This window comes from Curtobacterium flaccumfaciens UCD-AKU (genome assembly GCF_000349565.1).
Taxonomy (GTDB): Bacteria; Actinomycetota; Actinomycetes; order Actinomycetales; family Microbacteriaceae; genus Curtobacterium; species Curtobacterium poinsettiae.
Genome location: NZ_KB714631.1, coordinates 165,530 through 190,413, shown reverse-complemented (window position 1 = coordinate 190,413; position 24,884 = coordinate 165,530). Strand labels below are relative to the sequence as shown.

The 24,884-nt window shown below is 72.2% G+C and carries 17 protein-coding genes; 3 read left to right on the top strand and 14 right to left on the bottom strand.

What is annotated here, in order from left to right; translation table 11 throughout:
• Nucleotides 1–60: 60 nt before the first annotated feature.
• The 8 genes from H489_RS37105 to H489_RS34465 all read right to left on the bottom strand — a co-directional run bounded on the left by H489_RS37105 (nucleotide 61) and on the right by H489_RS34465 (nucleotide 15,252).
• Nucleotides 61–1,155: an SGNH/GDSL hydrolase family protein gene (locus H489_RS37105; protein ID WP_017888439.1), complete on the bottom strand. Its 1,095-nt coding sequence runs from the start codon at nucleotides 1,153–1,155 to the stop codon at nucleotides 61–63.
• A gap of 150 nt (nucleotides 1,156–1,305) precedes the next feature.
• Nucleotides 1,306–2,112, bottom strand: a complete 807-nt coding sequence (locus H489_RS37100) for a 4'-phosphopantetheinyl transferase family protein (protein WP_017888438.1) — start codon at nucleotides 2,110–2,112, stop codon at nucleotides 1,306–1,308.
• Nucleotides 2,109–2,906, bottom strand: a complete 798-nt coding sequence (locus H489_RS34490; protein WP_017888437.1) for an ABC transporter permease — start codon at nucleotides 2,904–2,906, stop codon at nucleotides 2,109–2,111. The genes H489_RS37100 and H489_RS34490 overlap by 4 nt, the downstream gene beginning before the upstream one ends.
• Nucleotides 2,903–3,919 carry a daunorubicin resistance protein DrrA family ABC transporter ATP-binding protein gene (locus H489_RS34485; RefSeq protein ID WP_017888436.1) on the bottom strand — a complete coding sequence of 339 codons (1,017 nt, stop codon included), beginning with the start codon at nucleotides 3,917–3,919 and terminating at the stop codon, nucleotides 2,903–2,905. The genes H489_RS34490 and H489_RS34485 overlap by 4 nt, the downstream gene beginning before the upstream one ends.
• A complete protein-coding gene (locus tag H489_RS34480; protein ID WP_017888435.1) occupies nucleotides 3,916–4,125 on the bottom strand; it encodes an MbtH family protein in 210 nt (69 codons plus the stop codon). The genes H489_RS34485 and H489_RS34480 overlap by 4 nt, the downstream gene beginning before the upstream one ends.
• Complete coding sequence (locus tag H489_RS34475; protein WP_017888434.1) at nucleotides 4,122–14,615, bottom strand: non-ribosomal peptide synthetase; 10,494 nt, start codon at nucleotides 14,613–14,615, stop codon at nucleotides 4,122–4,124. Before H489_RS34475 ends, H489_RS34480 begins: the two co-directional genes overlap by 4 nt.
• 76 nt (nucleotides 14,616–14,691) lie before the next feature.
• Nucleotides 14,692–14,904: a hypothetical protein gene (locus tag H489_RS34470; protein WP_139179817.1), complete on the bottom strand. Its 213-nt coding sequence runs from the start codon at nucleotides 14,902–14,904 to the stop codon at nucleotides 14,692–14,694.
• A gap of 84 nt (nucleotides 14,905–14,988) precedes the next feature.
• A complete protein-coding gene (locus H489_RS34465; protein ID WP_042538212.1) occupies nucleotides 14,989–15,252 on the bottom strand; it encodes a hypothetical protein in 264 nt (87 codons plus the stop codon).
• Nucleotides 15,253–15,332: 80 nt separating this feature from the next.
• Between H489_RS34465 and H489_RS34460 the strand changes: the two genes are divergently transcribed.
• A complete protein-coding gene (locus H489_RS34460) occupies nucleotides 15,333–15,905 on the top strand; it encodes an ArsR/SmtB family transcription factor (RefSeq protein WP_031260402.1) in 573 nt (190 codons plus the stop codon).
• A complete protein-coding gene (locus H489_RS34455; RefSeq protein WP_017888430.1) occupies nucleotides 15,890–17,149 on the top strand; it encodes an MFS transporter in 1,260 nt (419 codons plus the stop codon). The genes H489_RS34460 and H489_RS34455 overlap by 16 nt, the downstream gene beginning before the upstream one ends.
• A 208-nt stretch (nucleotides 17,150–17,357) precedes the next feature.
• Here the strand turns inward: H489_RS34455 and H489_RS34450 are convergent, their stop codons facing one another.
• From H489_RS34450 to H489_RS34430, 5 genes are all read right to left on the bottom strand, one after another.
• Nucleotides 17,358–17,819 (bottom strand): hypothetical protein, encoded by a 462-nt coding sequence (locus H489_RS34450; RefSeq protein WP_017888429.1) that lies wholly within the window; start codon nucleotides 17,817–17,819, stop codon nucleotides 17,358–17,360.
• Nucleotides 17,820–18,043: 224 nt separating this feature from the next.
• Nucleotides 18,044–18,349, bottom strand: coding sequence for a hypothetical protein (locus H489_RS34445; RefSeq protein ID WP_139179816.1), 306 nt, complete (start codon nucleotides 18,347–18,349; stop codon nucleotides 18,044–18,046).
• 67 nt (nucleotides 18,350–18,416) lie between these two features.
• Complete coding sequence (locus H489_RS34440; protein ID WP_017888427.1) at nucleotides 18,417–18,950, bottom strand: hypothetical protein; 534 nt, start codon at nucleotides 18,948–18,950, stop codon at nucleotides 18,417–18,419.
• Nucleotides 18,951–18,988: 38 nt separating this feature from the next.
• On the bottom strand, nucleotides 18,989–21,487 hold the full coding sequence (locus H489_RS34435; protein WP_081612353.1) for a bifunctional lysylphosphatidylglycerol flippase/synthetase MprF: 2,499 nt from the start codon (nucleotides 21,485–21,487) through the stop codon (nucleotides 18,989–18,991).
• Between the two features lie 5 nt (nucleotides 21,488–21,492).
• On the bottom strand, nucleotides 21,493–22,824 hold the full coding sequence (locus tag H489_RS34430) for an alpha/beta hydrolase (RefSeq protein ID WP_017888425.1): 1,332 nt from the start codon (nucleotides 22,822–22,824) through the stop codon (nucleotides 21,493–21,495).
• Between the two features lie 182 nt (nucleotides 22,825–23,006).
• Here H489_RS34430 and H489_RS37450 point away from each other — a divergent pair, with 182 nt between their 5' ends.
• Nucleotides 23,007–23,699, top strand: a complete 693-nt coding sequence (locus H489_RS37450; protein WP_081612352.1) for an NUDIX hydrolase — start codon at nucleotides 23,007–23,009, stop codon at nucleotides 23,697–23,699.
• Here the strand turns inward: H489_RS37450 and H489_RS34420 are convergent.
• Nucleotides 23,611–24,840: an ROK family protein gene (locus tag H489_RS34420; protein WP_017888422.1), complete on the bottom strand. Its 1,230-nt coding sequence runs from the start codon at nucleotides 24,838–24,840 to the stop codon at nucleotides 23,611–23,613. The two genes, H489_RS37450 and H489_RS34420, sit on opposite strands and share 89 nt — an antisense overlap.
• Nucleotides 24,841–24,884: the final 44 nt, after the last annotated feature.

Here is a 24,884-nt window from a genome sequence, read left to right as displayed (position 1 = left end):
CGGGCCTCCCGTCCGTCTCGTGGTCGCGTCAGCGACGCGACCAGATCCGCCGTCGGAGTGTCAGCGCGATCCGACGATCGCGGCCTTGGTCTGGTCACGCAGGTACGCGATGCCGGCAGCGTTCGGGTGGAGTGCGCCGAACAGGATGGAGTACTTCGTCCCGGCCAGCGGGGTGCTGTCCGCAGCGGTACCGCGATCGGTCAGGGTGAGTCCCGACATCCATGCCGAGCCCGACGCAGCGCAGGGGGTGTGCGCAGCAGAGCCCTGGAGCGTCGAGACGTAGGTGAACCCACGAGCCTTCGCCGCAGCCTTGACCGCTCCGTCGAGCGCGTTCTGGGTGCGGTGGAAGTAAGCGGTGTCGGTCGGGGTGAAGGGGAACGCGTTCTGCGGGAACGGCGGCTCGAGTCCGGAGTCACCGAGGAGGCTCGAGAAGCATCCCTTCGGGGCCTGCGCCGTGCCGGGCGCGAGCATCGGGTAGCCGACGACGAACACCTTCGCCTGCGGCGCGCGCTGCGCGATCACGCGGAACGTCTGCGCGAGCCGAGGTGCCACGACGGTGCGGACGCGCGCTGCGAGACGGTCCCGCTCGACCCCGTGCACGACCGGTGCGTAGTAGTCCTTGCAGTGGTTGTAGGTCTTCCCGTGGATCTCCGCGAACACCGGGCCGGCCTTGTCCAGCGCGACGCAGTTCGCGATGACTCCGGCGAACCCCAGGTCGTTCCCGCCGATCGACACCGTGACGACGTCCGTGTTCTTGGACAGCGCATCGGCCTGGACGGGCGCAGTGGCGCTTCCGGCTCCGGTCTTCTGCGCGACCCGGGAGATGTTGCCGGTGGTGGCACCGGCGCAGGCGCGGTCGTCGAGCTGGAGTCCCAGCGATGCTGCGACCTGGTGCGGGTAGTCGGTGGTGGACTGGAAGCAGCCGGCCGCCGGACCCGAGCTGTAGGGGGCGACGCCGAAGCCGCCCGCGTACGAGTCGCCGAGGGCCACGTAGTTCCCACCGCTGGCGGCGGCCACGGACTGGGTGGGCGCCGTGCCGTCGGCGTTGGCCGCGGAGACGGGCCCGGCTGCCCCGACAGCGAGCGCTGCCGCCGTGAGGACACCGCTGGTGATCAGCAGCGCGTTGGTCCGGCGGAGGCGAGGAGCGTGACGCATGGAGCAGGTTCCTTCCAGAGGGCCTATTCGACAGACGATCGTCTGACAAGTAGACGGTAGGTCGGTACGACGCCCCGCGCCATGAGAGGACGACCAGGGGCGGACGGGAGGACCGGTGCCAGCTCGCACCGTCCCTCCAGGCCCGGCTGCTCACGCTGTCGCTGCAGGGACGCTGGCTGCCGTGTCGCGGCGGACGTCCGGCTGCACCGGTTCGGCCCCCTGTCGGTCCATCCTCCAGGGGCGGATCGGGGTCGGGTGCGCCGCCGCGATCGAGGCAGCCGCCCGGCGACCGGCGTTGATGGTGACGGTCCACGCCGTCGCGAGCCGAGGGTCGGCTGACTGTGCCACGGGGCGCCATCCGAGGAGGGGAGCTGCCGTCGTGACGCCGGCCGATGCCGCGGCGACGCGGAGCCCTGACGGTTCGCCGCGCAAGCCGACACCAACTGACTTGAGGAGTGCCTCCTTGTCGGTCCACACCTGGACCCGGCGGATGAGGCCATCGCGTCCGGTCGGCATCGCCGCCCGCTCTGCCGGGTGCAGCGCGTAGTCGTCGAACCCGTCCCACAGGGTCTCGGGGTACTCCTCGACGTCGACCCCGAGCCGAGCCGCGTCATCGCCGACAGCAACGAGCACCAGTCGTCCAGAGGTCGAGGTGGACGCGGAGGACCCAGCGATACGAGGGCGACCGTGCGGGGCGCTGCAGTGCTCGCAGGTCCGGTCCACCGGGACGGACGCGGCGTCGAACCACGAACGGCCCTGCACGGCGCAGGCCAGGAACCGGAGCGCGAGTCGCCCGGCGAGGGTCCGCCGTCGATCCAGGTCTGCTCGCCTGCTGTCGGCAGCGGCACGATCGGCTGCGCTGACGAGCGAGGCAGCACCCGCGCCGCCCGTCGATCCGAGCAGGCGATCCCCGGTGGCGAGGACGTCGTCGACGGTGGTCAGCAGGAGATGGATCACCGCTTGCTGATGCGTCGGTACTGCACGACGGCGATGGGTGCGAAGACAGCGATGATGGCGACGCAGCACAAGGACGCGTAGAGCAGCGCGTTGTCGGCCGGCCATCCGTGCCCGACGGCGAACCCGGACGGCGGTTCGTTCCCGAAGCCCCGCCGCACCGCGGTGGCGACGGCGGTGACGGGGTTCCACTCGGCGACCACCCGGAGCGGACCGGGGAGCATGTCGGCGGAAACGAACGCTCCGGAGACGAAGCACACGGGGAACAGCCAGAGCAGGCCGAGGGACTGTGCGACCTCGACGCTGCGAGCGGTCAGCGCGATGAACGCCCCGATCCAGGACGTCGCGAACGCGAAGAGCAGCAGCAGCCCGAACGTCAGCACCACGGACCCGATGTCGGAGTGCACACGCCAGCCGATCACCAGGCCGCACGCGATCACGACGACGATCGAGATGGCGTTCGTCATGAGGTCCGAGGTCGTGCGCCCGAGGATGACCCCGACCCGCGACATCGGCAGGGCCCGGAACCGGTCGATGAGGCCCGTCTGCAGGTCCTTCGCCAGGTACACGGCGGTGAAGGACGAGTTGAAGGTCAGCGTCTGCGCGAGGACACCGCCGATGAGGAACTCGCGGTAGTCGTCTCCGCCGAGTGCGTCGGCGAACACGAACCCGAGGATGAGCACGAAGATGATGGGCTGCGCGACACCGGTCACCAGCGCCCCGGGCGTTCGGCGGACGCCGAGCATGTTCCGTCGGGCGATGACCCGGCCGTCGCGGAGGACGCTCGCGATGCTCATCGGCTCGCCTCCGTCGGTCCCCCGGCGATCACCGGGTCGGGCTCGGAGGACCTCGCCCCCACCGCTGCGACGGGCGCGTCCGGATCAGCTGGCGTCCCGGTCAGCTGCAGGAAGACCTCGTCGAGCGTCGGCTGCCGGAGTGCCGCTTCGGACGTCTCGAGCCCGACGGCTCGGAGTGCGCCGACGACGTCGAGGAGATCACTGCTGCCTCCGCCGGCACCGACGGTGAGGCGACCCACTCGCCTGTCGACGGCGGGTTCGTGACCCACCCGACGGACAGCGTCCACGGCAAGGTCGATGTCGCTACCGGGGGCGAGCACGATGTCGAGCCGTGCTCCGCCGGTCTGGGCCTTGAGTTGCGCGGCCGTGCCCTCTGCGATGATGCGTCCTCCGTCGATGACCGCGATGGAGTCAGCGAGCTGGTCGGCTTCCTCGAGGTACTGGGTGGTGAGGAGCACGGTGGTCCCACCTGATGCCAGCGACTCGATCGCGTCCCAGGTGTCGCGACGACCGCGGGGGTCCAGACCGGTGGTCGGTTCGTCGAGGATGACGACCGGGGGCCGGGCGACGATCGCCCCGGCCAGGTCGAGCCGGCGGCGCATCCCCCCCGAGTACGTGCCCGCACGTTTGTCGTCGGGGACGTCGTCGAGGCGGAACTCCCGGAGGAGCTCACGTGCTCGAGCCTTCGCGTCCTTCCGACGCATGCCGTACAGCTCGCCGACCATCGTCAGGTTCTCGAAACCGGTGAGCTTCTCGTCGACCGCTGCGTACTGGCCGGACACGCCGAGACGTTGTCGCACAGCGTGGCCTTCGGTCAACACCGATCGTCCGGCGACGAAGGCGTCGCCGGAGTCGGGCTGCAGCAGCGTCGTGAGGACGCGCACGGTCGTCGTCTTGCCGGCGCCGTTGGGCCCGAGGAGCCCTTGCACCGTGCCCTCGGGCACCTCGAGTTCGACGCCGTCGAGCGCCTGGTGGGTCCCGAACCGCTTCGTGATCCCTCGTACGGAGATCACGACGCGACGCGGGTGCTCTCGAAGGACGGTGTGATGTCGTGCCAGTGCTCCGACACGTAGTCGGTGCACGCCGTCTTGACGGCGGGACCGAACACGGCGACCCACCCTCGGGGAACGTCGGCGAACTCGGGCCAGAGCGAGTGCTGTCCGGCTTCGTTCACGAGCACCCGGAAGGTGCCGTCCTGATCGTCGAACGGGTTCGTCACGGTCGATGCTCCTCTGGGTCAGCTGCAGGGGTGTTCCTACCTGGGTCTTCGGAGCCGGCGCCGAGTCGGTTCGCTCTGCGTGCGTCGGTGTGTCGGACGTTCTCGAGGAGGTGGTCGAGCACCGGTGCGACGTCGTCGAGTGCCCGGTCGGTGAGCATGTCCTGGTGACGGGCTCCCACGGAACTCGACGTCACCGTCCCGGTGACGAACTGCTCCCACACCGCGGGGGCCGGACGGTTCGCGGGGACGTCCTCGGTCGCGGCGAACACGTGGAGATCACCGTGGACGACGGGGACCGGAGCGTCGTCGAGGAGCTCCCCGAGCCGGCGGAACCGCCGCACCATGCGGTCGACGACGTGCCCCGGAACGTCGGCCAGCGGGTTGCCAGCCTCGGCGAGGAGGGAGAGCACCCGTTCGCCGTCGAGGTGGCCACCAGGAGGCGTCACACCGTTCGCGTCGAGGAAACCGCGCCACATGTCATCGGTGTCGGCCACACCGTCGAACGCTGATGCTTCGGTCGGGTACGCGTCGAGCACCGCGAGGAGCGCCACCTCTTCGCCCTCGGCCTGCAGCCGCGCCGCGATGTGGTGCGCAAGCCGGCCGCCGAACGAGTACCCGGTGAGCAGGTAGGGGCCGTGGGGTTGCTCGCCGCGGATGGCGGTGACGTACTCGGTGAGCAGCTCGTCCAACGATCCGGCCGTCGCGGGTTCCGGACGGTCCGGCGCGATCCCGGGCATCTGGACGCCGAGGATCGGTCGGGTCGTGGCCAGACGAGCGACGAACGTGGAGAACTTCCACGCGACGCCGCTCGCAGGGTGCACCGCGAACACGGGGGCACCCTGCCCGGTGGGCCGGAGGGGCAGGATCGTCCGGAGCGACTCCGCCACGTCCGCACCGCCGGACTCGACCAAGGCGGCGAGTCCGGCCACGGTCGGCGCTTGGAAGAGCGCCTGCACGGGCAGGTCCGCGTCGAGGGCTTCGTTGACCGCCTGGATCGTCGGCTGCGCGACGAACGAGTGACCGCCCAGCGCGAAGAAGGAATCGTCGGCGCGGACGCCGTCGACACCGAGTGTCGCGGCGAACGCCGCGGCGATCGCGAGTTCCGCGGGTCCGCTCGGAGCCGCCCCTGCACCGCCACCGATCCGGAGCTCGGGGAGTGCCCGCACGTCGACCTTCCCGTTCGGCGTCAGTGGGACGGCGTCGATCGCCGCGATTCCGGCGGGCACCATGTAGTCGGGTACACGGGAGCGGAGACGGTCGGACAGTGCGGTGAGGAACGCATCGGAGGCGACTCCGTCCGTCACGACCCAGGCGCCGAGTTCCGTGCCGCGTGCGGTGTCGACCGGACGGACCACGGCGTGCGTGACGCCGCCGGCACCGCGCAGGACCGCCTCGACCTCGCCGGGTTCGACACGGTGGCCACGGATCTTCACCTGCCCGTCACTGCGGCCCAGGGAGACGACGCCGGGACGCTCGTCCCCGTCGGCGTCTCGTCGGACGACGAGGTCACCGGTCCGGTACATCCGCGATCCGTCCGAGGCGAAGGGGTCGGCCACGAACCGCTCGGCGCTCGAGCCGGGCCGGCCGCGGTAGCCGTGCGCCAGCTGCTCGCCCGCCAGCCACAGCTCACCGACGCTGCCGACCGGGGTCGGGCGCAGGCGGGAGTCGAGGACGTACCCGACGGTGTCGACCGTCGTCGCGCCGAGTACCGGGGCGGGGCTGTCGGCCACCCTCGCCACCATGGAGTCGACGCCGACCTCGGTCGGACCGTACAGGTTCCACGCTGCGACGGCCGGCCGGTCGCGCAGCCACGACCAGAGACCTGCGTCGAGCGGTTCGCCTCCGAGCAGGAGCACGAACGGGTCGGCCTCGTCGCGGTCATCGAACAGCGCTTCGAGCTCCGTCTGTCCGGCGAGAGCGGTGACGTAGCTCGGCGTGGTCTCCCACGCACTGATCCGACGCTCGGCGAGGAGCGCGACGAGGGCCTGGGGGTCGCGCCGGGTGGAGTCGTCGACGACGTGCACCTCGTGGCCTGCTGCGAGCCAGACCACGGGGTCCATCGCCGCGTCGAACCCGACGCCGGTGGTGTGCGCGACGCGGACGCGTCGTTCCTCGGGGTCGGGCAGGAGCGTCGCACGGTGGCTCGACAGCAGCGCGGCCAGCGCGCGGTGCGGCACCTGCACAGCCTTCGGCTCGCCCGTCGTACCGGACGTGAACACCAGGTAGGCGGGGTCGTCGAGCCGCGGCGGCTCGACGCGCGCCGGCACGGCGGGCCCCGATGCCGCATCGTCGTCGATCCGGAGCAGCCGGTCCGATGGCACGCCCGCGTCGGACGCTGCGAGGGTCGCCACGTCCGCAGGTGTGGCGTCCGTCGTCCCGCCGCCGACGCCGTGGTGCAGCACCAGACGCACGTCGGCGCTCCGCAGCATCGTGGCGATCCGGTCGCGGGGCAGCTCGACGTCGATCGGAGCGGCGACCGCGCCGGCGCGCCACGCCGCGAGGAGCGCGGCGACGGTGTCGACGCCACGGCCCAGGGGCAGCGCGACGACGTCGCCGCGTCGGAGCCCGGCGGCGGTCATCCGGGCCGCGATCCCGTCGACGCGAGCGTCGAGTTCCGCCGTGGTGAGCGAGACGCCTCCGGCCACGACGGCGGGTTCGGTCGGGCGGGCGGCGACGGAGTCGGCGAACGCCTCGAGGATCGACTGCTGCCGGTGGTCGGTCGCGGCCGGCCAGGCGTCGAGGCGCCCGGCGCCGGCCTGCACGGGGACGTCGAGGAGCGGCCGCCGGGGGGCGGTGGCCGCTGCTGCCAGGAACGCCGTCCACCGTTCGACGAACCCTCGCGCCGCGCGATCGCTGAACATCGACGCGTCGTACTCCAGGACGCCGTCGACCTCTCCCGAGGAACGCGGGCGCAGGACGAACGACAGGTCGACCTTGGCTGCTCCGGTGCTGTCGGGCTCGAGTCGGTCGGTCGTCACGCCGGGCAGCGAGATCGAGACCCCGCTGTCCTCCTCCACCGAGAGCATGGTCTGGAAGAGCGGGTGTCGTCCGAGTCGACGTTCGGGGGCCATCGCCTCGACGATGCGCTCGAACGGCACCGACTCGTGCTCGATGGCGTGGAGTGTTGCGGCTCGGGCCCGTTCGATGGTCGCGACCAGGTCCGGTGCGTCGGTCATCCCGATGCGCAGCGGCAACGTGTTCACGAAGAAGCCCACGAGGTCAGCGGTGTCCGGGTCGGACCGCCCGGCGGACGGTGATCCGATCACCACGTCGTCACCGGCACCGATGCGGTGCAGGTAGCCGGCGAGCCCGGCGAGCCACGCGTGGAAGCTGCTGGCCTGCGCCTGTCCGGCAGCGGCGTGCACCGCGGAGACGACGTCCTCGGGCAGTGTGAATCGCAGTTGCCGGGCAGCTCGGGTCGCCGACTCCGGCCGACGTCCGTCAGCAGGCAGGGCGAGCTCGTCCGGGATGCCGGCGAGCTGCTCGACCCACGCCGACAACGACGCGTCGTGCCGTCCACCGTCGGATTCCAGGAGGGCGCGCTGCATCCGCGCGAAGTCGGCGTACTGCACCTCGAGCGGACGCTGCACACGCGCCGTGCTCCCGGTCCGCGCGGCGTACGCGGTGGCGATGTCGCGCGCCAGCGGGCCGAGCGAGGCCCCGTCCGTGGCGATGTGGTGGATCAACAGGTCGAGACGCCACTGCTGGTCTCCCGTCGCCACGAGCCCGGCCCGGACAGGCAGGTCCACCGTGAGGTCGAAGCCCGCTGAGGTGTCGACCGCGGCGCTGGTGACGATGCCCGGCACCACGTCGTGGATGCGCTGGACCGGCTGACCGTCGACTTCCGGGTACGTCGTCCGGAGGATCTCGTGCCGGACGACCACGTCGTCGACGGCGTCGGCGAACGCGTCCGTGTCGAGATCGCCGCGGAACGTCGCCTGCAACAGCACGGAGTAGTCGGTGGAGGTGGGGTCGAGCCGGTTGAGGAACCACAGCCGCGCCTGGTTCGGCGACAGCGGCAGCTGCTCGCCTTCCCGTCGCGGGTGCTGCGCGGCCCACGCGCGGAGCGCCGGGTCGGTCTGCCGGTCGCCCTGCTGGGTGGCGGCTCCCGCGGATCCGACCGCGGCGAGGAGACCTGCCGGGGTGGGGGCGTCGAAGATGCTGCGGAGGGGCAGCGTGGCACCGAGTTCGTCCCGGACGCGCCCGATCAGCCCGACCGCGAGCAGCGAGTGTCCACCGAGCGCGAAGAAGTCGTCGTGCATGCCGACGTCGCGCACACCGAGCACTTCGCCGAACACCCGCGACATCGTCCGCTCGTCGTCGCTCACGGGCTGGCCGTCGCCGCCGGTCGAGGTCGGTTCGGGCAGCGCGGCGGTGTCCACCTTGCCGTTGGGGGTCAGCGGGATCGCGTCGACGACGGCGATGGCCGAGGGGACCATGTAGTCGGGGAGATCGGCGGCGACGGATCGGCGGACACCCTGTTCGTCGACGGTCCCGACGACCCACGCGACGAGCCGTGCGGTGTCCGGTCCGCCGGGCACGACGACACGAGCAACGGCAGCCTCGACGCCGTCGATCCGTTCGAGGGCCTGGGTGACGTCGGCCAGCTCGATCCGGTACCCGCGGAGCTTGACCTGGTCGTCGTCACGGCGGAGGAAGTCGAGTTCCCCGGTGGCGCGGCGACGCACGACGTCGCCGGTGCGGTACATCCGGGTGCCGTCTCCCTGGGGGTCGGCGACGAAGCGGCTGGCGGTCTCGGCGGACCGTCCGCGGTAGCCGTGCGCGAGGGAGCTGCCCGACAGGTAGAGCTCTCCCTCGACTCCGGGCGGCACCGGCTGCAGGAAGTCGTCCAGGACGCGGGCCGTCACGTTCGCGATCGGCCGTCCGATGGTGACGGCGCCGGGCTCGATCCGCGCGACGACGGCGTCGACCGTGCTCTCGCTCGGTCCGTAGAGGTTCCAACCGTCGATGTGGTCGGCTTCGGCGACCTCGTTCCAGAAGTCCGCGGGGACGGCTTCTCCGCCCACCGCGACGGTCAGGTGACCGTCGTGCTCCGCGACGGCGTCGAAGAGTCCGACCGCGGCCAGCTGACGGGCGTACGACGGCGTGGTCTCGATCACGTCGATGCCGTGCTCGACCACGTCTCGAACGACCGTCTCCGCGTTCGTCCGGGTGGCGTCGTCGGCCACCTCGAGCGTCGTGCCGGCGACGAGCCAGACGATCGGGTCCCACGCCGCGTCGAAGCCGAGCCCGGACAGGTGCAGCATCCGCGGGGCTCGACCGCCGACGCGGTCGCGGACCGGACGGATCATCGCGTCCTCGTGCTGCGCGAGCACGTTGGCGAGTGCCGCGTGGGACACCTGCACGCCCTTCGGCGTCCCGGTGGTCCCCGACGTGTAGACCAGGTAGGCGACGTCCTCCGGTGCAGGTGCGACGGGAGCTGCGGCGTCGCCGACGTCACGGTTGAGCGCCGAGGGCGCGACGACCTGCACGGGCACCCCTGCCGCGTCGGCGACCGACCAGGTGCGCTCCGCGTCGTGGGCGACCACGACGGTCGGTTCCGCCCCGGCGAGGATCTGACCGATGCGCGCGTCCGGGTAGGCGACGTCGATCGGCACCGCCACCGCACCGGCCCGGAGGACGCCGAGCACCACTGCGATCGCGTCGGAACTGCGCCGGAGGGCGACGGCGACGCGGTCACCACGACGCACGCCGAGGCGCGCCAGATTGGTCGCGACCGCGGTCGTCTGTGCTGCCAGGTCGGCGAAGGACACCGTCCCGGCGGTGTCGACGAGTGCGTCTGCGTCGGGCGAGCTCGCAACCGTGGTGTCGAGGCGGTCGAGCACGGTCCCCGTCACAACGGACGTCCGGCCACGCGACTGGTGGTCGAGTTCGAGGGCGGTCTCAGCGTCCACGTTCGGGATGTCGGACAGGCGACGGTGCGGACCCTCGACGAAGGCGGTGAGCACGCGGTCGAGCGCGTCGCGGAGCCGCGTGACGGTCGTCTCGTCGAACAGTGTCGCGTCGTACCCGAACGTGACGACGAGTCCACCGTCGTCACCACCGGGGGTCGTCACGTCGAGGAGCAGGTCCGTCTTCACCCCGGCACTGGTGGACTGGGCGGGAACCGTCACCGCGACGTCGCCGAGATCGAGGGCCGCCGGCCGGGTGTTCTGCAGTGTCAGCATCACCTGGAACACCGGGTGACGACCGACCGACCGGGGTGGCCGGACGGCGTCGACGACAGCATCGAACGGGACGTCCTGGTGGGCGTACGCCGCGGAGTTGCCCGATCGGATCCGTTCGAGCAGGTCCTCGACGCTCGGATCACCGTCGAGCGAGGTGCGGAGCGCGACGGTGTTGACGAAGAAACCGACCAGGTCGTCGAGCTGCGCGTCCGTCCGTCCGGCGACCGGGGTCCCGATGACGACGTCCTCACCCGCGCCGTGCTGCTGGAGCACGGCGACGACGGCCGCGTGCAGCACGATGAACAGACTGGTGCGGTGGTCCCCGGCGAAGCGGCGGAGCTCGGCGTGCCGCGCGGGGTCGAGGGTCAGCTCCACCGCACCGACGGCCTGTCGGACGGTTCCGTCGTCGACGGAACGTGCGCGGTTCCGGGGCAGGGAGATCTCGTCCGGCGCGCCCGCGAGTGCCATCCGCCAGAACGCCAGCTGCTGGGCGAGTTCGCTCGAGGGGTCCTCGGCGTCGCCGAGCTGTTCCCGCTGCCACAGTGTGAAGTCGGCGTAGTCGACCGGCAGCGGCAGCCACGCTGGTTCGGTCCCGGCGACACGGGCCGCGTACGCGGTCCCGAGGTCGCGGGCGAAGGGTGCGAGCGACCACCCGTCCGACGCGATGTGGTGCATCGTCGCGACGAGCACGTGGTGGTCGTCGTCGATGCGGAGCAGCACCGCGCGGAGTGGCGTCTCGCTCGTGACGTCGAACCCACGCGTCGCCTCGGCGCGGACGACGTCGTCGATGCGGTGCTCGGGGACCGTGACCGTCAGGAACGGCGGTTCGGCGGCAGCACCCTCGAGGACCTGCTGCACCGGCCCGTCGCCCACGAACGGGACGATCGTCCGGAGCGGCTCGTGCCGCATCGCGACGTCCACGAACGCTGCGCGCAGGGCCTCGGCGGACAAGGGACCGTCGAGGCGGAGCACGACGGGGATGTTGTAGGCGGCGGAGTCCGGTTCGAGGCGGTTCAGGAACCACAGTCGCCGCTGCGTGAGCGACAACGGCATCGTGTCCGGGCGCGTCCTCCGTGCCAGGCGGGCTGCGCGATCGGTCGGCGTGCCCGTGTCGAGTGCTCCGACGAGAGCAGCCACGGTCGGCCGTTCGAACACGTCCCGCACGGTGATCGTCCGGTCGAACTGTTCCGACAGACGCGCGGCGAGCCGGGTTGCCAGCAGGGAGTGGCCGCCCGCTGCGAAGAAGTCGTCGTCGATCCCGACCGCGGAGACCCCGAGGACCTCGGCGAACACCGCAGCGGCGACGCGCTCGTCGTCGTTCCGTGGCGGCAGCACCGTGCCGGAACCCGACAGCTCGGGCGCTGGCAGCGCGCGACGATCGAGCTTGCCGTTCGGCGTCACGGGCATCTCGCGGAGGGCGACGACGACCGAGGGGACCATGTAGTCGGGGACGTCGGAGCGCATGCCCTCCCGGACCGCCGCCGGAAGGTTCCCGAGGTCGCCGTCGGAGGTGACGTAGCCGACGATGCGACTGGCAGGACCCTCGCCCAGCACGACGGCCGCTGCGAGGTCCACCCCGGGGTGGCGGATCATCGCGGCCTCGACCTCGGCGAGCTCCACGCGGTAGCCACGGATCTTGACCTGGTCGTCGATGCGTCCCACGAACCGCAGGGACCCGTCACGGCGACGACGGACCACGTCTCCCGTGCGGTACATGCGGGAACCGTCGGCGGAGAACGGATCAGCCACGAACCGCTCGGCGCTGAGCCCGGGCTGTCCCACGTAGCCCTCTGCCACGTTCGCCCCGGCGAGGTAGAGCTCGCCGACGGCGCGGTCGGGTACCGGTGTGAGGGCAGCGTCGAGGATGTAGTGCCGCGTGTTCCGCACTGACGAGCCGATGTGCGGCGGGCGTCCCGGTTCCAGCACTGCGGTGAGACTGTCCACCGTGGCCTCGGTAGGGCCGTAGAGGTTGATGGCGTGCACGTCGTCGCGGTGGGCCAGTGCGTCCCACAGGGCCGGGCCGACCGCTTCGCCGCCGACGGCGATCTCCGTGGGGTGGACATCGGCGTCGAGCATGCCCGCGGCGAGCAGTGCCTCCGCGAAGGACGGGGTGGTCTCGATGGCGTCGATCCGGTGGCGGACGAAGTACTCGACGAGTCGCTCGGGGTCACGGCGCACGTCGTCGGCGACGACGTGCAGCTCATGTCCGGCGAAGAGCCAGAGCAGCGGATCCCACGCCGCGTCGAACGACAGGCCAGCGGTGTGCGCGACGCGGAGCGGCCGGCCGAGCCGCGCTTCGGCCGGGTCGAACATCTCGGCCCGGTGGTGCTGGAACAGGTTCCGCAGGGCGGCCCGGTTCACGCCGACGCCCTTCGGGCGCCCGGTGCTCCCGGAGGTGAAGACGATGTAGGCGAGCGCGTCCGGGGTGATCGCTGGCAGAGCGCTCGGGTCGTCCGTCCGGCGTCGCCACACCGTGGTGTCGGCGTCGACCGGGAGCGAGGGGACCTGCCAGGAGGCGCCGGCGGCCCGGTCACGGACGAGCTGCGCGCTGCTCGTGAGGACCAGCGTCGGACTCGCGTCCTCGATCATCCCGGCGACCCGGTCCGTCGGGTACTCCGGGTCGAGCGGGACGTAGACCGCGCCGGCGCGCAGCACGGCGAGGACGAGCATCGGCAGGAGAGCACTTCGCTCGATGCGGACGGCGACCCGGCTCCCGGGCACCACGCCTTCGCGGATCAGGTGGTGCGCGAGTCGTGTCGCGTCGGCGTCGAGCGCCGCGAACGTCGTCGTGCCGTCCTCGGCGACGACGGCGAGGTCGTCCGGGCGTCGACGGGCGACGTCGGCGAACGCCTCCATGACCGGTTCCGGGTCGAGGGTGACGGTCTCCCCGGCGCCTTGGCCGAGGAGGAGCGGGACCTCGTCCTCGTCGAGGATCGTCGCGCCCGTGACGGTGAGACCCTCGGGGCAGCCGACCACACGGTCGACGAACGCGAGAAACCGGTCCGCGTGCTCGGCGAGACTCGCCGTCGTGTGGAGCTCGGCGTCGCCTTCGAGCTGCAGGGTTGCGGTGGCAGCGTCGCTCGACAGCCCCGACAGGACGATGGAGAGGTCGTGGACCGGACCCGTCGAGAGGATGTTCACCGCGCCGACGGCGTCGCCGAAGCGGATCTCGTCGATGACGGGCAACAGGTTCACCGAAGGCCCAGCATGCCGAGGTGCCCCGGCGAGGGACTCGACGCGGAAACGCTGGTGTCCGACCGCGCTCCGGACGACGTCGCCAGCATGGGCGATGACGTCCGAGATCTCGGCGTTCGCGGGGACGTCGATCCGCAGCGGCAGGATGTTCGAGAGCATGGACGGGGTGCTCTTCGCCACTCTTCCCCGTCGGGCGGTGACCGGGAGGCCGAGCGCGACACGCTCCTCCCCCGTGATCTTCGCCATGTACAGGGCGACGATGGCGACGACGGTCTTGGGGAGGTCCCGGCCGAGTGCCGTGAGGCGTGCAGCACGCGCGTCGTCGAGGGGCACGGCGACCCGCACGATGGAGCTCGCTGCCGACCTCGCGGTGCCCTCGAGGCCGGCGACCGTTGCGTCGTCGTCCAGTGCGCTGCGCCAGTAGGCCTCGTCGGCGTCACGCTGCGCGGATGCTTCGTACTCGGCGATGTCGCGGTGGAGGTCGTCCAACCCGGGAAGCACCGACGGCTGCCGGGCGGCGAGGTGTGCGCGGGGCTCGGCAGCGACGTCGAGGCCCCGGCTCGACGGTGCGGGTTGAGAAAGACGCGTGTACACCTCGGCCATGTACCGCAGCGCGATGACCGCCGAGTAGCCGTCGAGCAGCAGGTGGTGCACCCGTTGGAAGAGCAGCGACCGGGTGTCCGTGATCTGGAACAGGACCGCGCCGAACAGGTCGTCACCCTGCAGATCGCGCGGGGTCTCCATCGCCCGGTCCATGGACGCCATCGCCTCGGAGAGCGCCGCCTCCGGATCGAGGTGACGCAGATCGACGACCTGCACGACGTCGTCGGTCGGACGCGGACGGACGATGACCCCGTAGGGACCGTCCGCGTCCGACCGGACGCGCATGGACAGCGCGTCGAGGTCGGCGACCACCGTGTTCAGCGCGATCCGGACGAGCCGCTGGTCGAGCGCGCCCCGGAGGTCGAGGTACTGCCCGATCTGGTACGTCGCGTTCGACGGGTCCAGCTGCTGGGCGTACCAGATGCCTCGTTGCGCGGAGGTCAACGGGACGCGGATGCCGGCCTCCTGCTCGTCCCGGTCGCCATGGTGGTGCTTGCTCGTCACAGAGAGACTCTTCCTGTCGGGACGCGGCCGCTACCGGGCCGGATCGCGGTTCCGCTGGTTCCGGTTCCTCTGGGCGCTACTGGAACTGACCGATGCGGAGCGAGTCGAGGATCCCGCCGATGTCGATGAGCGGGCCCTGGACGAGGGGGCCCTGGATGAGTGCCGGGGACGTCGCGTTCGTGGAGGTGTCCTCGGCGGCGTTCGCAGCGGTCGCGTTCGTTGCGAGACCGCCGAGCGTCAGCGCCACGGCGATGGTCGCGGTGCTCAGGATGCGGGTGTTCTTCTTCACGGGAAGCTCCTCGTCGACTGTCGGCGGCCGGACTTCGGCCACCGTGGAGTCGTTCGGGGCCACCGTGGTGACCGGTTTGGTCGTTCACACGGTGTTCAGATCGCTCCGCTCGTGCGACCCACTGTGCGGACGCCCGTACTCGCGCCACCCGCCCTGGCCGTAGGTGTCGTAGGCCGCCGTCGACGCGACCGTCGCCCCTGCCCCGTCCGTCTGGACAAAGTACGGGGTCGGATCGCCCTCGGTCGTCCGCCGCACCCAGGCGAGTGACGCCACGTTGCCGGCTCCGCTCGCGTCCGTCAGGCACTGCAGACTCTCAGCCGGGAGCGCGCCGTCGGTCTCGAGCTCCACGTCGCCGCAATCCTCACGGTTCGGGAACGGATACGCCCCGGGAAACTCCACAACACTCCTTGTGCATGTAGGGTCGCACCATGATTGCAGGACGGATCGACGACCCCGCCCAGATGCGCGCCCTGGCCCACCCGACGCGCCTGCGCATCCTCGGCCTGTTGCGGGCAAACGGCCCGCAGACCGCCGCGACGCTGGGCGACGTCATCGACGAGGCTCCGGGCACGATCAGCTACCACTGCACCAGACTCGCGGCTGCAGGCTTCATCGAACCCGCTCCGGACGCCGGCACGGACCGCCGCGAGCGCTGGTGGCGAGCCGCGCACGAGGCCTCCGTGTGGGAGCTCGCCGACGCGCTCGACGACCCGGAGCGGTTGCTCGCCACGAACGCCCTCGACCACGCGGTCGCCCGTGTGTACGCGGCGAACTACGAGGCCTTCGTCGACCACGCGCCGACGTTCGGCCGCGAGTGGGTGGCGGCGTCCTCGAGCACCGACCGAGTGCTCCGGCTCACGGCGGCTGAACTCCAGGACATGGGCGAGGAACTCCGTCAGGTCGTCGACCGCTGGGCCGATGTCGCCGCCGAGCACAGCGCCGACGACGGTTCCGAGCAGGTCTTCGTGCTGAACCAGGCGTACCGATGGCCGCGCAGCTGAGCCCCCGCGCACAACTGCGCGCGCTGCTGGCGGTGCAGGTGGTGTCACGGATCGGGAACGTCGTCACCACCATCACCGTGCCGTTCGCCGTCCTGGCGCGCGGCGGTTCCGCCACCGACGTCGGCATCGCCGCGTTCATGGCGACGGTCCCGATCGTGCTCGGCGGCCCGTTCGGTGGTGCCCTCGTGGAGCGGGTGGGCTTCGTCCGCTCGAGCGTCGCCTCCGACCTCATCAGTGGGCTCACGCTGCTCGCGATGCCGGTGCTCGCCTGGACCGTCGGGCTGCCGTTCTGGGCACTCCTCGCGCTCGTCTTCGTCAGCGGCCTGTTCGACACCCCCGGCGAGTCCGCGCGACGGGTGCTCCTGCCGGGGCTGGCGACGACGGCGGGGGTGCCGCTGGAACGCGCCGTCGGCCACTTCGAGGCCTCGTCACGGCTGTCGGTGCTGATCGGCGCCCCGCTCGGCGGGACCCTGGTCGCCGTCACGGGTCCGATGCCGGGCCTCGCCTGCGTGGCGATCGCTTTCGGGGCAGCCGCGCTGCTGATGGCGGTCACGGTCCGTGGCGCAGCGGCACCGGTCGAATCCGCCGAGCCGGTGGCGTCGCAGGGGTACTGGCGTGACATCGCCGACGGGTTCCGGTTCTGCGTCCGCGACCCCCTGTTCCGGCTCGTGGTCGCGCTGGTGCTCGTGACGAACCTGCTCGACGCCGCACGCTCGACCACGCTCCTGCCGCTCTACGCCGACCAGCGGCTCGGCGGCGCGCAGGCAGTCGGGCTCGTCACCGGCGTCTTCGGGGGTGCGGCGTTCCTCGGCTCCGTCGCCTTCGGGTACGTGGCGCACCGCGTGCCGCGACGGGTGGTCTTCGCCCTGTGCTTCGTCCTCGCCGGTGGGCCGTCACTGGTCGTTCCGGCGCTCGGGCTCGGCCTGCCGTGGATGCTCGCGTCCGCCGCACTCTCCGGGCTCGCGGCCGGTTCGATCAACCCGATCCTCGGAGCCGTCGAGCTCGAGCGGATCCCGGAGCACATGCGCGCGCGGGTGTTCGGCCTGCTCGGTGCCGGCGCGTGGGCGGGCATCCCCGTCGGCGGCCTGCTCGCCGGGCTCGCTGCCGACGGAGTGGGGGTCGAGGCCACCTTCGCCGTCGTCGCGGTCGTGTACACCGTCGTGACGCTCACGCCGCTGCTCGGCGGATCGTGGCGGCTCATGGAACGCCGCTCGATCACCGTGCCAGCGGGTTCGACGGCATGACGCCGGGGCGCCCGAGCTGCCGCCGGGCTGCGATCGTGGCCGGACAGCGGCTGCTGGTCGCTCGTGTTCGTACAGCCGCTGCCGGGCGTGCGCGCGGCCGAACTGCCGACGACGCTGGGCCCCGCGCCGTTCGTCAGACTGCCCGGCACGCTGGGGGATCCCCGCGTCGTCACCCTGACGTCCGAGGTCCGGAGCGACCTCCACGTGGTCAGTGGCTGTCGGTCATCCCGCTGCTGACGTACGAGGAGTCCACCGTGTCGTCGGTGAGCGTGCAGTTGTAGACGGCGTACGGATCGGTGTGCCCGTCGTCGAAGGTGAAGGGGTAGACGAGCTGGTAGGTCCCGTCGCTGCCCGGGTACCCCGACGGGTCGTCCGTGAAGGTCAGGGTGACCCCGGCGTCCGCGGCCCCCTTGCTGCACTCGTCGTAGATGTGCTGCGCGAGCGCCGACGTCCCGGGCTCCTTCGACGGGGACGTCGACGGAGTCTGGTCGTCCGTGGTCGCGGCGTCCGTCGCGGTCGGGGACGGGGACGGGAGCGGGGTCTTGTCCCCGGTCATCGCCGTGGTGGCGGACGGCGCCGGAGTCGGGGTGCTCGCAGCACAACCGCTGAGGGCGGCGACCACGACGCAGGCAGCCACCGCGGTGACGCTGAAGCGGGTTCGTGTGTTCATCGGTTCTCTCCTTCGGTGGGAGCAGGGTCGCTCACTGAGAGATGTCGTGCGACGGCCGATCCTGACACGGCGCACCGCGCCAGCGGGGCGACGGCCGTGCCGGGAGGTGGGCCCCACCCGCCGGTACCGGCGCACCGCGCCAGCGGGGCGACGGCCGTGCCGGGAGGGACGGTGCCAGCTGGCACCGGGCCTCCCGTCCGCCCTGTGGTCGCGTCGAAGACGCGTCAGCCTTCCCAGGGCCAGTACGTCTGGCAGGTCTCGGGGCTGCCGTTCGTCGAGTTGCACACCTGCACCGGGCCCCAGAGTGCGACGGCGACGAACGCCACCTGTAGCACCAACATGCCCAGGCCGACGATGAACAGGGCGCGGACGCGGCGACGGTCGTCGCGGACGCCGGTCAGCAGCGAGCCGAAGGCGGCGAGCAGCCCGCCGGCCGGGACCACGAGTCCGAGGACGACGGTCACGGTCATCAGGAGCGCGAATTCGCCTCGGGTCGCGCCGAAGCGTCGACCGGTCTGCACTGCAGTCACGGAAGTGAGCTTATTGGCCACCGGGCCACGCCGATGCGCCCACTTCGGGCGGGCCGCCGACCGCGGTTCAGCCGCCGCTGCGCTCCCGGCGGCGCACCCGCAGCGTGCCGATCCCCTGCACGATGCACAGGACGCCGCTCGCGACGACGATGACCCCGGTCACGATCCGGCCGACGGAGAACCCGCCGAACAGCAGTGGGGCGACCGCAACAGCGATGAAGATCGCGCCCATCACGATGACGACGACCGGGTTCTGGGCGACGAAGAAGTGGCGGCCACCGTTCGCCTCGGCGATGGCGCGGTCACGCGCACGTGGGACGGCGTCGGGGGACCGACCCGCGCGACGATCTGCACGCCGTCGACGGCTGCGCAGGACCAACCACACCGCCGCACCGATGACGACGGCCGCTCCGATCGCGATCCACTCGACGAGCTGGAAGAACCCGAAGACGAGCAGCAGGACGAACCCGACCACGACGCCCGCGAACATGTCCGTGGTCATCCGGTCGGTCCGGCCGTCGACGCTCGTGACGTAGCCGGGGCGACGTTCGTACGGATCGTGCTCGTCCACCGCCGGTCCGTCGGCGCGTTCGGTTCCCATGCACCGAACGTACCGACGGCGCTGGGGAGCCGTCCGGTTCAGCCGACGCGCGCGGCTGGCTGCTCGGCCCGGGCTGCGGGCGCCGGACGCCGTTCGCGCATGATCGCCACCGCCTGGCGGAGCGACAGCCCCGGCAGGTAGGTGCGGACGATGGCGACGCCGATCGTGGGCAGCGCCACCGGGTCCGGGTAGGCCATCACCAGTGGGTGCAGGTCGGGGCCGAACTTCGCCTTGAAGCGCAGCAGGGAGCGGAACCCGTAGACCGGTTCGAGGGCTCCGCCGACGACGTCGAGGACCGATTCGACGCCGCTCCGGCCGCCGGTCTGCGGTTCCGCCGAGGACGCGAGCGGTGCCGCGGACAGGCTGAGCCGCTCGGCCCCGTCGGCGCGCATCCGGTCGACCGCACTCGCGACCAGGAACTCCATGACGCCGTTCGGGGCGTCCGGGGCGCGGCGCATCACGTCGAGCGTCCAGCCGACCACCTGGCCGGCGCGGTGGGCGGGCAGCCAGCTGGTGACGGCGAGCACGGTGCCGTCCTCGCCCAGAGCGACGAGCGTGCGGACGGCGGGGTCGCGCATCTCGTCGATCCCGCCCAGGGTGAACCCCATCTCGGGCAGTTCGCGCTCGGCGACCCACTCCTCCGAGATCGCCTCGATCTGGCGGGTGACCGAGCCGGGCAGCGAGGCCCAGTCCGACCAGAGCGCGGTGGTGCCGGAGCGTGCGGCCTTGTTGACGGCCGTGCGGACGTCTTGCTTGCGCTTGCCCGTGGTCGTCCAGGTGCGCGGGTCGAGGTCGGCGTCCTCGGCCACGGGAAGGGTCGTCCAGCCCAGTCGTGCGAGTGCAGCACCGAGGGTGGCGTCGATGCCGTAGAAGACGGGCGTCCAACCGTGGTCGTCCGCAGCCCGTGCGAAGCCCTCGAGTGCTGCGAGCCGGGCGTCCTCGTGGCCGAAGGGGCCGCCGGTCGTCACGGCGACGCTGCCGGTGCGGTGGTACGCGACCCCGGCGCGGCCGTCCTCGGTGAACCAGTACTCGTTGCCGGGCCAGGTCGTCATCCACCCGAAGGTGTCGCCACCGCCCGCGACCAGCAGGGCACGAGCGGCCACCCGGTCGGCGTCCTGCCCGTCGAGGTCACTGTCCGAGCGTCCGGCACCGGTCGGCCGGACCGCGGCGATCGCCACCGCGAGCCACAGGAGTGGGCCCGAGATGCCCACGACGAACCGCAGCGCCGGCTCGGCCAGTGCCAGGTGTGTGGGCAGGGTCACGGGGGCGATCGGGCCGAGCACGGCGAGCGCCAGGTGCAGGGGCTCCCGCACGCTGTCGCCCGAGGCCACGGCGACGCCGACGACGACGACCGCGAGCACCAGGGCCGCGCCGGCGACCGTGATCGCGAAGGTCAGCAGTCGTCGCCGGTCGGTCCGGACCGGGAAGTCGGCGCGGCGCAGGACGAGCACCACGGCGGTGGCGATCGGGACCAGCACCGATGCGACGAGCGAGAGCGAGACCGCGAGGTGGTCCGACGCCAGACGCTGCACGACGGCGTGGTGCCGCTCGGGCAGCACCCCGTACGACACGGCGGTCGCGATGCCGGTGATCAGGTCGACGGTCACCACGAGCCACAGCGCGAACCGGCTGCCACGCCGGAGTCCCACGGCGCCGACCGCCAGGACCACGAGCGGCATCACGGCCAGCAGCGACTGGAACAAGCCGTGCGGGTGCACCGCGGCGAGCGCCCGGACACAGCTGGCGGTCACCCCGGTCACCGAGCAGTGCGGCATCCTCCCGGTCGGCCCGGTGTCGAGCACCACGGCGAGCGGGGCGAGCAGTCCGAACTGAGCACCGGTGACGAGCGCGAGCACGGGTCCGACCGCCGACACCGTCACCGCGGCCACCAGCAGCACCCGGGTCTCGCGTGAGGAGCTCCGCGTCCAGCCGCTCCGCACCGGGGACCGTCGCAGCACGCGACCGAGCACCAGGCCGACGACCAGGGCGAGCGCCGCGTGCAGGTCGGACGCGTGTCCGGCGTAGAGCAGCAGTGCCGCGACGACGGCGATCGACACGACCCGGATCCGGCGTCGCCACAGGGCGCCGGCGAACGCGCTCGCGGTGACGATGGTGCCGACGATCCACGTCCAGGGTCCGACGTGCCCCAGGTGCACGAGGAAACCGCGGTTCGCCGGGGCGCCGTCGAACAGCTGCAGCACGGCTCCGAGGCCGGTCCCCACGACGGTCGTGACGACCATCGCGAGCAGGGTGCGCCGCCAGCCGAGCAGCCGTTCGGACGCCCCGGTGCACACCACGACGGCGACGAAGGTGACGAGGAACCCGACGACGCTGCTCGTCACCGCGACCACGCCGAGCGGACCCATCGTCCCGCCCAGGGAGTCGGGCGTCCGGCCGTCGTGCGCACCGACGCAGCGGAGCACCACGGCGGCGATGCCGGCGACGACCGTCAGGGCCGAGACGACGCTCGTCAGCGGGTACCGACGGGCCACCGGCACGAGACGCTTCGGTCTCGCCCATGCGAAGGCCGCGGCCATCGCGCTCACCGGAGGCCCAGGTGCGCGATGACGCCGGGCATCCCGACGCGCAGGGCGTAGCGGACGGTGTTCCAGTCATGGGCGGAGCCCTCGGACACGAACAGCCGGGTCTGCATGCCGGCGGCGTTCGCGGCGGCGCGGAGTGCCCTGGTCGACGCGACATAGGGGGCGTCGTCGCTGCCGTAGGCGAACACCGTCAGGTGCCCGGGGTAGGGACCGTGCGCACGCATGATCGCCCGCGGTGCCGCTGCGGCGTACCGCGAGGCCGAGCCGCCGAACCCGTACTGGATGCTGTGCTGGACGGAGCCGTTCAGGGGTGCGAGCTCGCTCGAGATGGCGAAGGTCGTGCCGAACACGCCGGGGTGTGCGGTGGAGAACTGCATGGCGCACGTCGCGCCCTGCGAGAACCCGACGATGCCCCAGGCGGAGGGGGACGCTCCGACGCGCAGGTGCTGCCGGATCCAGTTCGTGGTGTCGGTCATGATGTACGTCGCGGAGCGGCCGAGGGACGAGTCGACGCACATCGGGTTGCGGTCCGGCGCTCCGAGCTGGTCGGGTGCGACGACGATCGGGGCGAGCCCGTGGTGTGCCGCAGCGAAGGCGTCCATCACCGCGCCGAGCCGGCCGGCCTGGAACATGTCGCTCGGCTGGCCGGGTTGCCCGGCGAGGCTGATCAGGACGGGCAGGGTCGGCGGTCGTTCGGTCAGTGCTGCGGGCGGCAGGTACACGACCGCCGGCCGTGCGTGGAAGTGGGAGACGGTCGACGGGATGTCGACGGAGAGCACCTTCCCACGCCGCGGCATGCCGGCGGGTGCCCGCCAGGTGGCCGGGTCCACCACCGGACTGGAGGCGCGCCCCACCCCCGTCTCGTGTCCCAGCGGACCGGATGGGTACGGATCCGTCGTCACGGCCTGCTCGATCGTGCGGTACGCGCCGAAGTCGACGTTGACGCCGAGGACGGCGGCCAGCGCCACCGCCACCGCCGCGAGCAGGCCGAGGACGCGGCGCAGCCAGCCGCCCTGGACGACGACCACGACGAGCAGGCCGACACCGCCGAAGGCCAAGGCCACCCACATCCGGGTGACCGGCGTGAACGACACCCCGTACAGGTCCTGCACGTCGCCGAACCACCACACCGCGACCAAGCCGAGCACGGCTCCGACGGCCATGGCGCCGAGCCGCCAGACCAGGCCCCGGACCGGGTGCCGGGAGCGACGACCGAACGCGGGCAGGAGCGCGGCGACGGTGAGGAGCACCGCGATGACGTCGACCGGGACGAGCACGGACGGTGCGACGACGGCGATGTGGAACAGGGGTCGGAGCAGATCGTGGAACATGGGGCCTCCCGGCGGACGTTGCCATCGTGGCGGTGGCCCGCTGCGAACGGGGCACCGAGGCGCTTCCGGTTCCCACAGTTCCCACCTGCCCCGCTCCCAGGAGACGCCCGAACAATCCCCAGTGAAGCTTCCTGCGCGCCAGCGTCACCGGAGCTCCCGGTGGCCGCATCTATGGTGAACGGGTGACGCACGACGGATCAGCACGGGCAGCACTCGCCGCGGTCGCTGCGGACGGCTGGGGCGACGCCGGGCCGATCGGCGAACCCGGCGGGACGTCCACCCCGCGACGGGCGGCCGTCCTGATGCTCTTCGGCGTCCTCGACCGCATCCCGAGCGACCGACCCGCGACGGCACCCGGGGTCCCGCGCGACCTCGACGTCCTGCTCCTCGCCCGGGCCACGACCCTGCGCGCCCACGCCGGCGAGGTCGCGTTCCCCGGCGGGCGCATCGACCCGGGCGACGTGGACGCCGTCGCCGCCGCACTGCGCGAGGCGCAGGAGGAGACGGGCCTCGATCCCGCCGGCGTCGAGGTGCTCGGCCCCCTGCCCGCCGTACCGCTGGCGTTCTCGAACCACCTGGTCCAGCCGGTCATCGGCTGGTGGCGGGACCCGTCACCGATCCACGTCGTCGACGAGCACGAGTCGGCCGCGGTGTTCCGGGTGCCGGTTGCCGATCTGCTCGACCCGGCGAACCGCGGCGTGACGGTGATCCGCCGCGGTGGTCAGGAGTGGCGCGGAGCAGCGTTCACGATCGAGGCCGACGGCGACGACCACCTGGTGTGGGGCTTCACCGCGATGCTGCTGGATGCACTGTTCGACCGACTCGGCTGGACGGAACCGTGGGACCGGGACCACGAGGTGCCGCTGCCCGGCTGAGCAGCGGAAAGGACAGCGGGTCGGCCCGCACCGCATCGACCGCGTGGGCCACGGCCCCGATGACGACGACGTCGGCGCCGAGCGACGACGCGACGAGTTCGGGCACCGGGTCGAAGTGCCCCTCGGCGAGCAGGTCGCGGGCACGGTCAATGACGGCGACCGCCGGTTGGGCGATCGCGCCGGCGACCACCACGCGGTCGATGTCGAGCAGGCTCGCGAGCAGGACGCAGACCCGGGCCAGGCGGTCGCCCAGGCGGTCGACGATGGTGCGCGCGACCGGATCACCGCTCCGTGCGGCCGCGAACACCAGTGCGGCGTCCGCGGCGAGCGCGGCGTCCGCGGGGATGCGCCCCGCGGCGACGGCGTCGGCCACGAAGGTTCGGGCGACGGCGCCGATGCCGGCGGACGAACCGACGCCCTCGACGAGCTCGAGCACCCGCATCTCCCCCGCTCCGCCGTGGGCGCCGCGCAGCAGGACCCCGTCGACGACGAGGCCAGCGCCGTAGCGTTCGCCGGACAGCAGCGCCGCGAAGGACGCGTCACCCGAGGACGGCCGTTCGGCGAGCGCGGCGAGGTTCGCATCGTTCTCGACGAGCACCCGCCCGCCCGGCACGGTGCCGTCGAACCCCGGGTTCATCCGGACCCAGAAGCCGCCGTCGTCGGGCGAGGCACCGGCGGCGTCGACCGGTGCGGGGACACCCACGACGGTGACCAGGACCCGGGTGCGGTCGACGCCTGCCGAAGCGAGCGCAGCGGCCACGGTGTCGGCGATGACCCGGAGCCGCACGGGCACGTCGAGGCCAGATGCACCGAGCGCCCCCTCGGCACGGCCCAGGACGGTGCCGCGCAGGTCGGCGACGAAGGTGGTGACCCGGTGCTGGCCGGCGTCCACGCCGACGACGACCCCGGCGACGGTGTCGAGTTCGTAGCGCCGGGCGGGGCGTCCCATCCGGTACTCCCCCGCGGCACGGGCGTCGTCGAGCTCGCGGAGCCAGCCGAGCCGGACGAGTTCCTCGGCCGCACCCAGGACGGTCGACCGGGTCAGCCCGGTGGCGTCGATCGCCTCGGTCGCGGTGAACGCCGCGGAGTCGAAGGCGTACGCGAGCAGCGTCTCTGCGCTCGTTCCACGGGGTGGCGGCATGCCGTGACCCTATCGTGCGACGAGTTCCTTGCAGAATTAGATTT